12 protein-coding genes are annotated in these 13,263 nt (G+C 66.2%); 9 read left to right on the forward strand and 3 right to left on the reverse strand.

Annotation, left to right across the window (positions count from 1 at the left end; translation table 11 throughout):
* Window positions 1-68 precede the first annotated feature (68 nt).
* Together RT513_RS03970 and mnmD are read right to left on the reverse strand one after the other, a co-directional pair.
* On the reverse strand, window positions 69-983 hold the full coding sequence (locus tag RT513_RS03970) for a DMT family transporter (protein ID WP_290684805.1): 915 nt from the start codon (window positions 981-983) through the stop codon (window positions 69-71).
* An 18-nt stretch (window positions 984-1,001) separates the two neighbouring features.
* Window positions 1,002-1,688 carry a tRNA (5-methylaminomethyl-2-thiouridine)(34)-methyltransferase MnmD gene (mnmD, locus tag RT513_RS03975; RefSeq protein ID WP_290684803.1) on the reverse strand — a complete coding sequence of 229 codons (687 nt, stop codon included), beginning with the start codon at window positions 1,686-1,688 and terminating at the stop codon, window positions 1,002-1,004.
* A gap of 69 nt (window positions 1,689-1,757) precedes the next feature.
* On the opposite strand from mnmD, the gene RT513_RS03980 reads away from it, so the two are divergent.
* On the forward strand, window positions 1,758-2,795 hold the full coding sequence (locus tag RT513_RS03980) for an NAD(P)/FAD-dependent oxidoreductase (protein WP_290684801.1): 1,038 nt from the start codon (window positions 1,758-1,760) through the stop codon (window positions 2,793-2,795).
* Window positions 2,796-3,049: 254 nt separating this feature from the next.
* The gene (locus tag RT513_RS03985; RefSeq protein WP_290684799.1) at window positions 3,050-4,714 is read left to right on the forward strand and encodes a thiamine pyrophosphate-binding protein; all 1,665 of its coding nucleotides are present in this window, start codon (window positions 3,050-3,052) and stop codon (window positions 4,712-4,714) included.
* Window positions 4,715-4,782: 68 nt separating this feature from the next.
* On the opposite strand, the gene RT513_RS03990 is transcribed toward RT513_RS03985, so the two are convergent.
* On the reverse strand, window positions 4,783-6,117 hold the full coding sequence (locus RT513_RS03990; RefSeq protein ID WP_088214304.1) for an MFS transporter: 1,335 nt from the start codon (window positions 6,115-6,117) through the stop codon (window positions 4,783-4,785).
* A 220-nt stretch (window positions 6,118-6,337) separates the two neighbouring features.
* On the opposite strand from RT513_RS03990, the gene cyoA reads away from it, so the two are divergent.
* From cyoA to RT513_RS04025, 7 genes are read left to right on the forward strand one after another with little or no spacing between them, the layout of a single operon-like run.
* Window positions 6,338-7,522, forward strand: coding sequence for a ubiquinol oxidase subunit II (cyoA, locus tag RT513_RS03995; RefSeq protein ID WP_290684795.1), 1,185 nt, complete (start codon window positions 6,338-6,340; stop codon window positions 7,520-7,522).
* 14 nt (window positions 7,523-7,536) lie between these two features.
* Window positions 7,537-9,540 carry a cytochrome o ubiquinol oxidase subunit I gene (cyoB, locus tag RT513_RS04000; protein ID WP_088214305.1) on the forward strand — a complete coding sequence of 668 codons (2,004 nt, stop codon included), beginning with the start codon at window positions 7,537-7,539 and terminating at the stop codon, window positions 9,538-9,540.
* Window positions 9,541-9,558: 18 nt separating this feature from the next.
* A complete protein-coding gene (cyoC, locus tag RT513_RS04005) occupies window positions 9,559-10,188 on the forward strand; it encodes a cytochrome o ubiquinol oxidase subunit III (RefSeq protein ID WP_290690840.1) in 630 nt (209 codons plus the stop codon).
* Window positions 10,185-10,598 (forward strand): cytochrome o ubiquinol oxidase subunit IV, encoded by a 414-nt coding sequence (cyoD, locus tag RT513_RS04010; RefSeq protein WP_088214307.1) that lies wholly within the window; start codon window positions 10,185-10,187, stop codon window positions 10,596-10,598. Before cyoC ends, cyoD begins: the two co-directional genes overlap by 4 nt.
* The gene (locus tag RT513_RS04015; RefSeq protein WP_290690842.1) at window positions 10,595-11,374 is read left to right on the forward strand and encodes an SURF1 family protein; all 780 of its coding nucleotides are present in this window, start codon (window positions 10,595-10,597) and stop codon (window positions 11,372-11,374) included. The genes cyoD and RT513_RS04015 overlap by 4 nt, the downstream gene beginning before the upstream one ends.
* On the forward strand, window positions 11,371-12,714 hold the full coding sequence (locus tag RT513_RS04020) for an ATP-binding protein (protein WP_290690844.1): 1,344 nt from the start codon (window positions 11,371-11,373) through the stop codon (window positions 12,712-12,714). The genes RT513_RS04015 and RT513_RS04020 overlap by 4 nt, the downstream gene beginning before the upstream one ends.
* Entirely contained in the window at window positions 12,653-13,210 is a 558-nt protein-coding gene (locus RT513_RS04025; RefSeq protein WP_290690847.1) for a response regulator transcription factor, read from the forward strand. Before RT513_RS04020 ends, RT513_RS04025 begins: the two co-directional genes overlap by 62 nt.
* The last annotated feature ends 53 nt before the right edge of the window (window positions 13,211-13,263 follow it).

The raw sequence follows: 13,263 nt of genomic DNA on the forward strand, positions 1-13,263 counted from the left end.
GCACAGCCGCGCGATGACGCCTGTAAACCGGCCACAGTCAGGCAGAGCCGCGCGCCATCCGCCCCCTTTCAGGGGGAGGTGATCGCGGCCTCCGCCCGTGCCGCGGCGGCGGCCCGCGCGGCCACCTTCCGTTCCCGCCATAGCGTGAACAGCCCGGCGCCGACCACGATGGCCGCGCCGATCACCAGGTTCCATGCCAGCGTCTCGCCGAAAATCGTCAGGCCGATCACCGCGACGAAGGGAAGCTGGAAATAGGCAAAGGGCTGCACCGCGCTCGCCTCCGCCACCTCGTAGCAGCGGATCAGCATGTAGTGGGAGAGCACGCCCACACAGCACAGAAGCAGCATCCAGCCCCAATCCGGCGCGCTCATCGGTTGCCAATTGGGCAGGCCCACCGCCGTCATCACCACGGCACCCACCGTTCCCGTCCAGAAGAAGCTGACGCCCGCGCTGTCCTTCTGGCCGACGTAACGGGTCAGCAGCCCGTAGATCGCAAAGGAAGTGGCGGAGATGAACGGGACCAGCGCCACTGCCGAAAAGACGTGATGTCCGGGCCGTAGGATCACCAACACGCCGAGGAAGCCCACGGCGATCGCGGCCCAGCGGCGCCAGCCGACCTTCTCCCCCAGAATCGGGCCGGAGAGCGCCGCGACGATGAGCGGATAGGCGGTGAAGATCGCATGCGTCTCCACCAGCCCCAGCAGGGTGAAGGCCAGCACCATCACGCAGATCTCGAAGGCGAGGAGCAGGCCGCGGAGGATCTGGAGCTTCGGATAGGCGGGCCGGAGCGCCCGGCGCAGGCCGCCCGGCATCCGCGATGCCAGCGCCACACAGAAGGCAGCGAAGAACCAGTAGCGGATCATCGTCACCATCAGCACGTTGTATTCGCCCGCGAGATGGCGCGAAATCCCGTCCTGCACCGCAAAGACGAAGGTCGTGCAGATCATCAGCACGATGCCGAGACGGGTGTTCTGTTGTGCCATGGCTGGTCAGCGTCCGCTTCAGGGTGTGAGCAGACGACCAGCGGTCATATGCCGCTTGCGTCCGTATCCCTCTCTGCGCTCTACCGCAAATCCCGCCGCCTGCAAGGCCCGCCGCACATGTCCCGCAGCCGTATAGGTGGCAAAGGTGCCGCCCGGACACGTGTGGGCGGCAACGGCAGCCATAAGCGCCTCATTCCACAGCTCCGGGTTCTTGGCGGGGGAGAAGCCGTCGAGGAACCACGCATCCGCCCGCCCCGTCCAGAGCGGCAGCGTCTCCCGCGCATCGCCCTCCACGATCTCAACCTCCGCCGGGCCGAGGGGGAAGCGGCGCTCCCCTCCCGCCCATGCAGAGAGCAGCGGCTCCGCCATGCCCGCGGCCTCCGGGAAGGCGGAGAGCGCGCGGGCCATGTCATCCGCGCGCATCGGGAAGGCCTCGAAACTGGTAAAGCGGAAGCTGCCGGGAAGGTCCGCCGCCTGCCATGCCAGAACGGTCGCGATCAGGTTCAGCCCGGTGCCGAATCCCAGCTCAGCGATGTGGAAGCCGTCTTGGAACCGCGCTGGCAGATCATTGCCGCCAAGGAAAACATGCCGCGTCTCCGCCAGCCCGTCGCCCAGCGAGAAATACGGGTCGTCGAAGCGGCGGGCGACCGGCACGCCGCCGTCGCGCCAGTCGATCTGGGCCGTGTCGGAAGGTGTGTGCGGCATGGCATGGTCCTCAAGGCTGTTCCGGGGCTAGAACAGAGCGGCACGACACACAAGCGGGGAGAGCAGGGCATGACGGATGTGACGGTTTACGGCGCGGGCGTGTTCGGGCTTTCCATCGCCTGGGCCTGTCTGGAACGCGGAGCCAAGGTGCGGGTGATCGACCCTTCGGGCGTGGGGGCCGGAGCGTCGGGCGGGGTGGTGGGCGCGCTTGCACCGCATGTGCCGGAGACGTGGAACGACAAGAAGCAGTTCCAGCTCGACAGCCTGCTGATGGCGGAGACCTGGTGGGCGGGCGTGGCACGGGCCTCCGGCCGCGATCCGGGCTATGGGCGGACGGGGCGTATCCAGCCGCTCATGAGCGCGGAGGCCGCGACGCTGGCCCGCACGCGGGAGGCCACGGCCGAAGCGCTCTGGACGGGGGCGGCGCGCTGGCGTGTGCGCTCTGTTTCCGCTGGCGAAGGCGACTGGCTCCCTCCCGGTGTGGTCGAGGTGGTGGAGGATACGCTCACCGCCCGCATCCTGCCCGCCGCAGCTTGCGAGGCGCTGGCCCATGCGATCATCGCCCGGGGGGGCGATGTGCGGCGGGAGGGCGCGCCCTATGGCCGGGTGGTCTGGGCCACCGGCTGGACGGGGCTGGCGGCGCTGTCCCTGGCGCTGGACCGGAAGGTGGGCGGGGGCGTGAAGGGGCAGGCGCTGACCCTCGCGCTTCCGGCGGCGGAGCGCCCGCAGGTGTTCACCGAAGGCGTTCATATCGTGCCCCATGCCGATGGCACGGTGGCTGTCGGATCCACTTCCGAGCAGGAGTTCGATGTGCCCGACCGGGTGGACGGTGCGCTCGCGGAGTTGCATGCGCGGGCCGTCGGGCTTTGCCCGGCGCTGGAGGGCGCGCCGGTGGTGCGGTGCTGGGCAGGGGTAAGGCCGCGTGCGCGGAGCAGGTCCCCCATGCTCGGACCCTGGCCGGGGCGGGCGGATCATTTCATCGCAAACGGCGGCTTCAAGATCGGCTTCGGCATCGCGCCCAAGGTGGCCGAGGTCATGGCGGACCTCGTGCTGGAGGGGCGGGAGGAGGGCATTCCTTCGGGCTTCCGGGTCGAGGCTAACCTCTGACGCGCCTGGCGGGCCGGGTAGACATGGCGCATGGTCGATGTCGCCGCGTGCGATGCCGCCGCCGCGGGCGCGCGCCTTGAGGTGATCCCGGGGCGGATAGGGTGCGGCCCCCTCGCTCCGCGCCAAGTTCCCCATGCCGATCAGGGCAAGCCCGGCATCGGCGGCTATCCCCTTCCGTCGCCGGGAGACATTTCCAACACTTGCCCCCTCGCCTCCGCTGTCGCACTGTGCGGCCCGAACGGAAGGGAGCACCCATGCGGCACGGCGGACAGATCCTTGTGGACCAACTGAAGGCGCGGGGGGTGACGCGCGTCTTCTCCGTTCCGGGGGAGAGCTTTCTGGCTGTCCTTGACGGGCTTTACGACAGCGGGATCGAGAATATCGTCTGCCGTCACGAAGGCGGCGCGGCCATGATGGCGGAGGCCCATGCCAAGCTTACGGGCGAGCCGGGCGTCTGTTTCGTGACCCGCGGGCCGGGGGCGACCAATGCTTCCGCCGGTGTGCACGTCGCCCGGCAGGATTCGACCCCGCTCATCCTCTTTGTCGGTCAGATCGCCCGTAGCGACCGCGACCGGGAGGCGTTTCAGGAAATCGACTACCGCGCCGTCTTTGGTCCGCTGGCGAAATGGGCCACCGAGATCGATCAGACGGAGCGGATCCCGGAATATGTCTCCCGCGCTTTCCGGCTCGCCGTCTCCGGCAGGCCCGGCCCGGTGGTGCTGGCCTTGCCGGAGGATGTGCTGGCCGGCCGTGCGGATGTGCCCGATCTGGCCCCTGCCGAACCGCGCGCGCCCACGGTTGCCGAGGCGGATGTGGCTGCCGTGATGGCGGCGCTGGAGGGGGCGGAGCGCCCGCTCCTCGTCGTCGGCGGGTCGCAATGGTCGGCTCAGGCGGCGGCGGATCTCGCCCGGTTCGCAGAGGCGCAGAACCTGCCGGTGACGACTTCCTTCCGGCGGCAGGACAGGCTCGACAACCGCCATTCGCATTACGCGGGTTATCTCGGCGTCGGCATGAACCCGAAGCTCGGCGCGCGTCTGGGCGAGGCGGACCTGCTGATCGTCCTCGGCTCCCGCCTGGGCGATACGGCCACCAATGGTTACACGCTGCTCGACCCGGCCGCGCCGGGACCGCGGATCGTGCATGTCCATCCCGACCCGGACGAACTCGGTCATGTCTGGCGGCCGGATGTCGCGGTCGTCGCGACGGCGCCCGCGATGATCGCCGCCCTCGCCCGCCAGAACGCAGCGCCGAACCCGGTGCGGGAGGGCTGGACCAAGGCGCTCCGCGCGGATTTCGAGGGCTGGACCCGGCCCAAGGAAACCCCCGGTGCGGTGAAGATGGAACAGGTGATCGGCTGGCTGGCGGAAACGCTTCCCGACGATGCGATCCTGACCAATGGCGCGGGCAACTTCGCGGCCTTCCTGCATCGCTACTACAGCTATCGCGGCTTCCCTACGGAACTGGCGCCGACGTCGGGCAGCATGGGCTATGGGTTCCCGGCGGCGATCTCCGCCTCGCTCGAACATCCGGGGCGGCGGGTGGTCTGCGTGGCGGGCGACGGCGATATCCAGATGACGCTGAACGAGTTCTCCACCGCGATGCAGCATGGCGCGACCCCGATCACCATCGTCGCCAACAATGGCCAGTATGGCACTATCCGCATGCACCAGGAACGGACCTATCCGGGACGGGTCAGCGGCACGCGCCTGGCCTCGCCTGATTTCGCGGCGCTGGCGCGGGCCTATGGCGGGCATGGCGAGCGGGTGGAGCGGACGGAGGATTTCGCGGCGGCATTTGAGCGCGCGGCGGCCTCCGGCAAGCCTGCGATGATCGAACTCGTGCTGGACCCGGAGGCGCTCTCTGCCGGCGCGACGCTGGCCCAGACGCGGGCACAGGGCGAGGCGGCGCAAAAGGGCTGAGCTCCCGGGCCGAAATGAAGAAGGGCCGCTCCGGGGAGCGGCCCTTTTAATTTTGGAAGGCCCGATGCTCAGTTCTTGAATTCGAGCTGCCGGTTCGCCCGGAGCGCCACCAGCGTGCAGATCGCGCCGGAGAGCAGATAGGCGCCCGCCGACCACAGGCCGAACCAATGCACCAGCGCCAGGGCGACCAGCGGCGCGAATCCGGCGCCGAACAGCCAGGCGAGGTCGGATGTCAGGGCGGACGCGGTGTAGCGATAGGTCGGATCGAACCGCGCCGCCGTCGCGCCGGAGGACTGGCCAAAGGACAGGCCGAGCAGCACGAACCCGACGATCATGTAGATCAGCTCCCCCGTCTCCGCCCCGCCAAGGAAGGCCGGCGCCACGACGCTGAACACCGCGATACCGATGGCGGCGAGGGCGAGCAGGTTGCCCCGGCCGATCCTGTCCGACAGCACACCCGACAGCAGCACGGCACCGACGCCCACAACAGCCGCGATCACCTGGATGATGAGGAAGTCCGCCGGCGGTTCCTCCGTGTAGAGGAATACGTAGGACAGCGGGAACACCGTCATCATGTGAAAGAGCGCAAAGCTCGCGAGCGGGGTGAAGATGCCGAGGATGATCCGCGGCCCTTCCGCGCTCAGCGTATTGCCGACCGGCGCGGGTTGCAGGTCGCGGCTTTCGAAGAGGCGCTCGTATTCCGGCGTCACCACGATGCGCAGGCGGGCGAACAGGGCCACCACGTTGATCGCGAAGGCGACGAAGAACGGATAGCGCCAGCCCCAGCTCAGGAAATCCTCGGTGGAGAGGCTGAGCACCAGATAGGCGAACAGCGCGGACGCCACGATCAGCCCGAGCGGTGCGCCAAGCTGCGGCAGCATCGCGTACCAGCCCCGCTTGCCGGGAGGCGCGTTCATGGCGAGCAGCGAGGACAGCCCGTCCCATGCCCCGCCGAGCGCGATCCCCTGCAGGAAGCGGAAGGCGGCAAGGAACAGGATCGACCAGTAGCCGATGGTGGCATAGCCGGGAATCAGCGGGATGCAGACGGTCGCCGTTCCGAGCAGGAACAGGGCGAGCGTGAGCTTTGCTCCCCGTCCCCAGGCGCGGTCAATCTGGATGAAGAGAATCGTGCCGATGGGACGCGCGACAAAGGCCAGCGCGAAGACTGCGAAGGACAGCAGCGTGCCCGTCAGCGGATCGGCGAAGGAAAAGAACACCGCCGGAAAGACCAGAACGGAGGCGATGGAATAGACGAAGAAGTCGAAGAATTCCGACATCCGGCCGATGATGACGCCGATGGCGATTTCGTTGGGCGAGACGTCATGACCGCCATCCTTGTGGATGGCGCGGGCGTCGCGTTCCGCCGTCGTCTCCGGCGTTCCCGTGGCTGCGGTGCTGCTCATGCTGGACCTCGCCTCTTCCTGCATCTGATATAAGTTGTGCATGATAGCGCACTCCGCGCCACTGGCACGGGGCGGCGTCTCTATAGAGCCGACGGCTGCACCTGCGGCATTGGGCAAATTGTCCAATGTCGGACCTGCGGCAGAGCCTTTAATCCAACGCCCGATCTTCCGGCCCAGCCGGATCGCCCCCTAGTTTCCTTGCCAGATGATGGGAAAGCCCGTGAAACCAGCGCGCCTCGTCCCCCTTATCCTCGTTCCGCTCCTTCTCGCAGCGTGCAAGCCGGTGGTCCTGTCACCGGCGGGCGATATTGCGATGCGGCAGCGGGACCTGCTTGTGATCTCCACGCTGCTCATGCTGCTCATCATCATTCCGGTGATGGCGCTGGTGATCTTCTTCGCGTGGAAGTACCGCGAATCGAACCGGAAAGCGGAATACAAGCCGGACTGGGATCACTCGACTCAGCTCGAACTCGTCATCTGGGCGGCGCCGCTGCTCATCATCATCTGCCTCGGTGCGCTGACATGGGTCGGCACGCACCTGCTTGACCCCTACCGGCCGCTCGACCGGCTGGACAAGGACAGGCCGCTTGCCGCCGATCACCGGCCGCTGGAGGTGCAGGTCGTGGCGATGGACTGGAAATGGCTGTTCATCTACCCCGAAGAGGGGATCGCCACGGTGAACGAACTCGCCGCGCCGGTGGACCGGCCGATCCGGTTCAAGATCACCGCCACCTCCGTGATGAACGCCTTCTACATTCCGGCGCTGTCGGGCATGATCTATGCGATGCCCGGGATGCAGACGCAGCTCAACGCCGTCATCAACCATGCAGGCGATTATGAGGGCTTCTCCGCCAACTACAGCGGCCACGGCTTCTCCCACATGCGATTCGCCTTCCACGGGCTTGACGACGCGGGTTACGACCAATGGGTTCAGCAGGTGCGCGAAAGCGGCCAGACGCTCGACCGCGCGACCTATCTCGACCTCGTCAAACCCAGCGAGAACAACCCCGCCACGCATTACCAGTCGGTCGATGCCGATCTCTATCGCCTGATTCTCAACATGTGCGTGGAGCCGGGGCGGATGTGCATGAATGAAATGGCCTCCATCGACGCACGGGGCGGGGCGGGTCTCGCCGGAACGCTGAACGTCCGTCCCTTCGATGCCGAGGGACCGATCCGTCAGGCGACCATCTTCGGCGGCCTGCCTTCGTTTGTGGAGACATTCTGCACCGTGGAAGACTCAAAGCTTGCTTTCGGCGGCCCGCTGGCTGCGGCCGAACTGCCCGAGCAGGTCCGCACCCGGACGCCGTTCCGCGGGCATGGCCTGACGCAGCCCTCGCTCCTGCCGTTCACGGCGCCCACTTCGCAAGCGGAGGCAGACGCCGCCCGCCCCTCCGCGCTCTGAGACAGGACTGACCGATGTTTGGTATGCCGCTCTCCGAATTCATCTTCGGCCGCCTCACCTGGGAGGCCCTGCCGCTGCACGAGCCAATCGTCGTCGCGACCTTTGTCGCGGTGGCGATAGGCGGGATCGCGCTTCTCGGCGCGCTCACCTATTTCAAGCTGTGGGGCTATCTCTGGAAGGAATGGTTCACCACGGTGGACCACAAGAAGATCGGGATCATGTACATGATCCTGGGCCTCATCATGTTCGTTCGCGGATTTGCCGATGCGGTGATGATGCGGATCCAGCAGGCCATGGCCTTCGGTGGATCGGAGGGCTATCTGAACGCCCACCACTACGATCAGATCTTCACCGCGCACGGGGTCATCATGATCTTCTTCGTGGCCATGCCGATGGTCACGGGGCTGATGAACTATGTCGTGCCGCTGCAGATCGGCGCGCGGGACGTGTCCTTCCCGTTCCTGAACAACTTCTCGTTCTGGATGACGGCGGGCGGGGCGATCATCACCATGGTGTCGCTGTTCGTGGGTGAATATGCCCAGACCGGCTGGCTGGCCTATCCCCCCTTGTCGGGGATCACCTACAGCCCATGGGTCGGGGTGGATTACTACATCTGGGGCCTTCAGGTCGCGGGTGTGGGGACCTTGCTTTCCGGCGTCAACCTGATCGCGACCATCGTGAAGATGCGCGCGCCGGGTATGACGATGATGAAGATGCCGGTCTTCACCTGGACCTCGCTCTGCACCAACGTGCTGATCGTCGCGGCGTTTCCGGTGCTGACGGCAGTGCTGACGCTGCTGACCCTCGACCGTTACGTGGGGACGAACTTCTTCACCAACGATCTCGGCGGCAACGCCATGATGTATGTGAACCTGATCTGGATCTGGGGCCACCCGGAGGTCTACATCCTGATCCTGCCGCTGTTCGGCGTGTTCTCCGAGGTGGTGTCCACCTTCTCCGGCAAGCGGCTCTTCGGCTATACGTCCATGGTCTATGCGACGGTGGTCATCACGATCCTGTCCTACCTCGTGTGGCTTCACCACTTCTTCACCATGGGGTCGGGCGCGTCGGTGAACTCCTTCTTCGGGATCACCACGATGATCATCTCCATCCCGACGGGCGCGAAAATCTTCAACTGGCTGTTCACCATGTACAAGGGGCGGATCCGGTTCGAACTGCCGATGATGTGGTCCATCGCCTTCATGCTGACCTTCGTGATCGGCGGGATGACGGGCGTGCTTCTGGCCGTGCCGCCGGCGGATTTCGTGCTGCACAACTCGCTCTTCCTCGTCGCGCACTTCCACAACGTGATCATCGGCGGTGTGCTGTTCGGCCTGTTCGCGGCGATGAACTTCTGGTGGCCCAAGGCCTTCGGCTTCAAGCTCGACCCGTTCTGGGGCAAGGTATCCTTCTGGTGCTGGGTGCCGGGCTTCTGGATCGCCTTCACGCCGCTCTACATCCTCGGCCTCATGGGGGTGACCCGGCGGATGCGGGTGTTCGACGACCCCTCGTTGCAGATCTGGTTCCAGATCGCGGCGGTCGGTGCGGCGCTCATCGCGCTCGGCATCCTGACGATGTTCATCCAGTTCGGGGTTTCCATCCTGCGGCGCGATCAGCTTCGCGACGTGTCGGGCGATCCCTGGAACGGGCGCACGCTGGAGTGGGCGACCTCGTCGCCGCCGCCGGAATACAACTTCGCCTTCCAGCCTGTCGTGCGCGATCTCGACGCGTGGTGGGACATGAAGGAAGCGGGCTACCGCCGCCCGGTCGAAGGGTTCCGCGATATCCTGATGCCCCGCAACACGGGGGCGGGCATCATCATCGCGGGGCTCAGCACCGTGCTCGGTCTGGCGATGATCTGGTATATCTGGTGGCTGGCCGCGCTCTGCCTCGTCGGCGTGTTCTGGGTCGCGATCGCCAACAGCTTCCGCTACGACCAGACCTTCACCATTCCCGCCGCGCACGTGAGCACGACGGAAGCGGACCGGACGCGGCAGCTCGCCCGAGCCCGAGCCTGAGCCTGGAGAGACAGTTCCATGACAACCATGACTGCAAAGACCGCGGGCGAGGCGCCGGAGTTCTTCGATCTCGACCCGCATGAGCATCCCGAAGGCGCGAGCACCATGCTCGGCTTCTGGATCTACCTGATGAGCGACTGCCTGATCTTCGCGGTGCTCTTTGCCTGCTTCGGCGTGCTCGGCGGCAACTTCGCCGGCGGGCCGGGGCCGCGCGACCTGTTCGACCTGCCGCTGGTGGCGCTGAACACGTCCATGCTGCTGTTCTCCTCCATCACCTACGGCTTTGCGATGCTGGCGATGGTGAAGGGGCACAGCCGCCATGTCATCAACTGGCTGATCGTGACGGGGCTGTTCGGGCTGGCCTTCCTGTGCATCGAACTCTACGAGTTCCACCACATGATCCACCTGGGTGCGGGCCCGCAGCGGTCGGGCTTCCTGTCGGCCTTCTATGCCCTGGTCGGCACGCACGGTCTTCACGTGTTCATCGGCCTGATCTGGCTGGTGGTGCTGGTCACGCAGGTGCGCCGGAAGGGGCTGATCGCCGCGAACCGTCGCAGGCTCACCTGCTTGTCGATGTTCTGGCACTTCCTCGACGTGATCTGGATCGGGGTCTTCACCTTCGTTTACCTTATGGGGATGTTGAGATGAGCAAAGACTACACGCCTCTCCATACCGCGCACGCGACGCAGGGGTCGCACCAGCAGCACCTCCACGATCACCCGGATGAGGAGGAGGATCACGGCTCGTTCGGATCCTACATGACCGGCTTCATCCTGTCGGTCATCCTGACGGCGATCCCGTTCTGGCTGGTGATGGGCGAGGTGATCCCCAACCCGCGGACGACCGGCATTGTCATCATGGCCTTTGCCGTGGTGCAGATCGTGGTCCACATGATCTACTTCCTGCACATGAACACCCGGTCGCAGGGCGGCTGGACGATGCTGGCGCTGATTTTCACCCTTATTCTGGTGATCATCACGCTCTCCGGTTCGCTGTGGGTGATGTATCACCTGAACACGAACATGATGCCGGAGATGCACAACATGAGCACGATGTGACCGCCAAGGGTCATGACGTGGAACCGGGACGGGGCGATACCGAAAGGGCGCCCCGTTCGCCATTGCGGATGGGGGTGATCGCCGCCATCGGTCTCGTGCTGACAGTGTGCCTCCTCGCGCTCGGCTGGTGGCAGGTGGAGCGGCGGGCATGGAAGCATGACCTTGTGGCGCGGGTGGATGCCCGGATCCATGCCGCTCCGGTCGCGGCACCCGGGCCGGAGGCCTGGCCCGTCGGCGCCGATACGGACGAATACCGCCGCGTGACAGTCACCGGCACCTTCGATCACAGCCGCGAGACGCTGGTGCAGGCGCTGACCGCTCTGGGCGGAGGTTTCTGGGTGATGACCCCGCTTGCGACCGATCAGGGCTTTACGGTCGTGGTGAACCGGGGCTTTGTCCCCTCCGACCGGCGGGACGAGGCCAGCCGGGAGCAGGGAGAGATCGCGGGCCGCACCACGGTCACCGGGCTTTTGCGACTGACGGAACCGGGGGGCGGGTTCCTGCGGTCCAACGATCCGGCGGGCGACCGCTGGTATTCGCGCGACGTGTCGGCCATCGCGGCTGCCCGCAGCCTGAGCGGGACGGTTGCCCCCTACTTCATCGACGCCGACGCCACGCCGAACCCCGGCGGCCTGCCGGTCGGCGGACTGACCGTCGTGCGCTTTCCGGACAACCACCTCAGCTATGCACTGACATGGTTCGCGCTGGCGATCGGAATGGCGGGCTGCACGATCTTCGTCCTGCGGCATGAAGCCGGAAGGCGGAGGCGGGCGTGAGGCCGCCCGCCGCCAGCCCGCCCACCGCGCGCAAGAACATGTGGCTGCTGATCCAGCTTCGCTGGATCGCCGTGGCGGGCCAGATCGTCGCCATCGCCTTTGCCGCGTGGTTCCTGCGGGTGCAACTGCCGCTCGTGCCGATGTCGGCGGTCGTGGCCTGCCTCGTCCTGCTGAACGCCGCGACCATCCTCTGGCTCCGCCGGGCGGAGCGTGTACCGGGGCGCGTGGTGTTCATGGCGCTGACGCTCGACGTGCTGGCGCTGACGGCGCAGCTCGCGCTCAGCGGCGGGGCCAGCAATCCCTTCGTCACGCTTTACGTGGTGCAGGTGGCGCTGGGAGCGATGATGCTCCGGCCTCCGGCGGGGTGGTTTCTCGTCGCGCTGACGAGCTGCCTCTTTGCGCTGCTGATCGTGCTGCACCGGCCGCTGGGATTGCCCCCGGACGGACCGTCCTTCTTCAAGCTTTACGTCGCGGGCATGTTCGTCGGTCTTACGCTGGATGCGGTGCTTGTCGTCGCCTTCCTGACGCGGGTCGCCGCGAACCTGCGGCAGAGCGATGCCCGCGTGGCCCGCCTTCGCCAGCAGGCGGCGGAGGAGGACCACATCGTCCGCATGGGGCTTCTGGCCTCCGGTGCGGCGCATGAACTCTCTACGCCGCTTGCCTCCATCTCCGTCATTCTGGGGGACTGGCGGCGGATGCCGAAGCTCTCCGACGATCCCGAACTCCAGCAGGAGATCGAGACGATGCGCAGTTCGGTCGATCGCTGCAAGGCGATCATCACCGGCATCCTGATGACCTCCGGCGCCGCGCGGGGCGAGGGAACGGAACTGACCACCGTTCACAGCTTCGTTGCCCGCATCTCGCGCGACTGGCAATCCGCGCATCCCGGCGTCATGCTGGAGCGTCACAACGATTTCGGCGAAGATGTGGGCCTCGTATCCGATGCGACGCTTCGGCAGATCGTGATGAACGTGCTCGACAATGCGGTGGAGGCCTCGCCCGACTGGGTGGGCCTCGACGTGCGGCGGGAGGGGGCGATGCTGCTGCTTCGTGTCACGGACCGCGGTCAGGGTTTTTCATCGCAGATGCTTGACGAATTCGGCCGGCCCTATCAAAGCACCAAGGGACGGCAAGGGCGTGGCCTGGGGTTGTTCCTCGTGGTGAACGCCATACGCAAGCTCGGTGGATCGGTATCCGCCGGGAACCGGCCGGAGGGCGGGGCGGAAGTGACCTTGCGGTTGCCCCTGCATCTCCTCAGCGCCGAGGACGAGGATGACAATGACGGAGACTGGTCAGACGGGGAGTGGGACGGAGGAGACGATCCTTCTGATCGAGGATGACCCCGATTTTGCGGCGACCCTGAAGAAATCGCTGGAGCGGCGCGGCATGATCGTCTTCCACTCGCACGGGATGGAGGATCTGGAGCAGGTGCTCGCGGCGCATCGGCCGGCCCGCGCCGTGGTGGATCTCAAGCTTTCCGGCGGCTCGGGCCTTGTCTGTGTCGATCACCTTCATCGCCGTGACCCGGAGATGCAGATCGTCGTCCTCACCGGTTTCGCCAGCATCGCGACGGCCGTCGAAGCGATCAAACTGGGCGCCTGCCACTACCTGACGAAGCCCGCGAATACCGATGAAATCCTCGATGCCTTCGTGCGCGGAACAGGGGATCCTGGGGTGGAGCTGTCCACCCAGCCCTCCTCCATCAAGACGCTGGAATGGGAACGCATCCACGAAACGCTGGTCGCGACGGGGTTCAACATCTCGGAAACCGCGCGGCGGCTGGGGATGCATCGCCGGACGCTGGCGCGCAAGCTGGAGAAGCGTCAGGTTCGCTGACCGGCTATTCTGCAACGGCGGCGTAATGGCCCGCGGCATCAGCCGTCTTGCCT

It is taken from the genome of Haematobacter sp. (assembly GCF_032102465.1).
GTDB lineage: Bacteria > Pseudomonadota > Alphaproteobacteria > Rhodobacterales > Rhodobacteraceae > Haematobacter.

Coding starts and splice junctions, on each gene's coding strand:
- RT513_RS03970 (WP_290684805.1), bottom strand. CDS start 983: ATGGCACAACAGAACACCCGTCTCGGCATCGTGCTGATGATCTGCACG.
- cyoB (WP_088214305.1), top strand. CDS start 7,537: ATGTTTGGTATGCCGCTCTCCGAATTCATCTTCGGCCGCCTCACCTGG.
- RT513_RS03985 (WP_290684799.1), top strand. CDS start 3,050: ATGCGGCACGGCGGACAGATCCTTGTGGACCAACTGAAGGCGCGGGGG.
- cyoD (WP_088214307.1), top strand. CDS start 10,185: ATGAGCAAAGACTACACGCCTCTCCATACCGCGCACGCGACGCAGGGG.
- mnmD (WP_290684803.1), bottom strand. CDS start 1,688: ATGCCGCACACACCTTCCGACACGGCCCAGATCGACTGGCGCGACGGC.
- RT513_RS03990 (WP_088214304.1), bottom strand. CDS start 6,117: ATGAGCAGCACCGCAGCCACGGGAACGCCGGAGACGACGGCGGAACGC.
- cyoC (WP_290690840.1), top strand. CDS start 9,559: ATGACAACCATGACTGCAAAGACCGCGGGCGAGGCGCCGGAGTTCTTC.
- RT513_RS03980 (WP_290684801.1), top strand. CDS start 1,758: ATGACGGATGTGACGGTTTACGGCGCGGGCGTGTTCGGGCTTTCCATC.
- RT513_RS04025 (WP_290690847.1), top strand. CDS start 12,653: ATGACGGAGACTGGTCAGACGGGGAGTGGGACGGAGGAGACGATCCTT.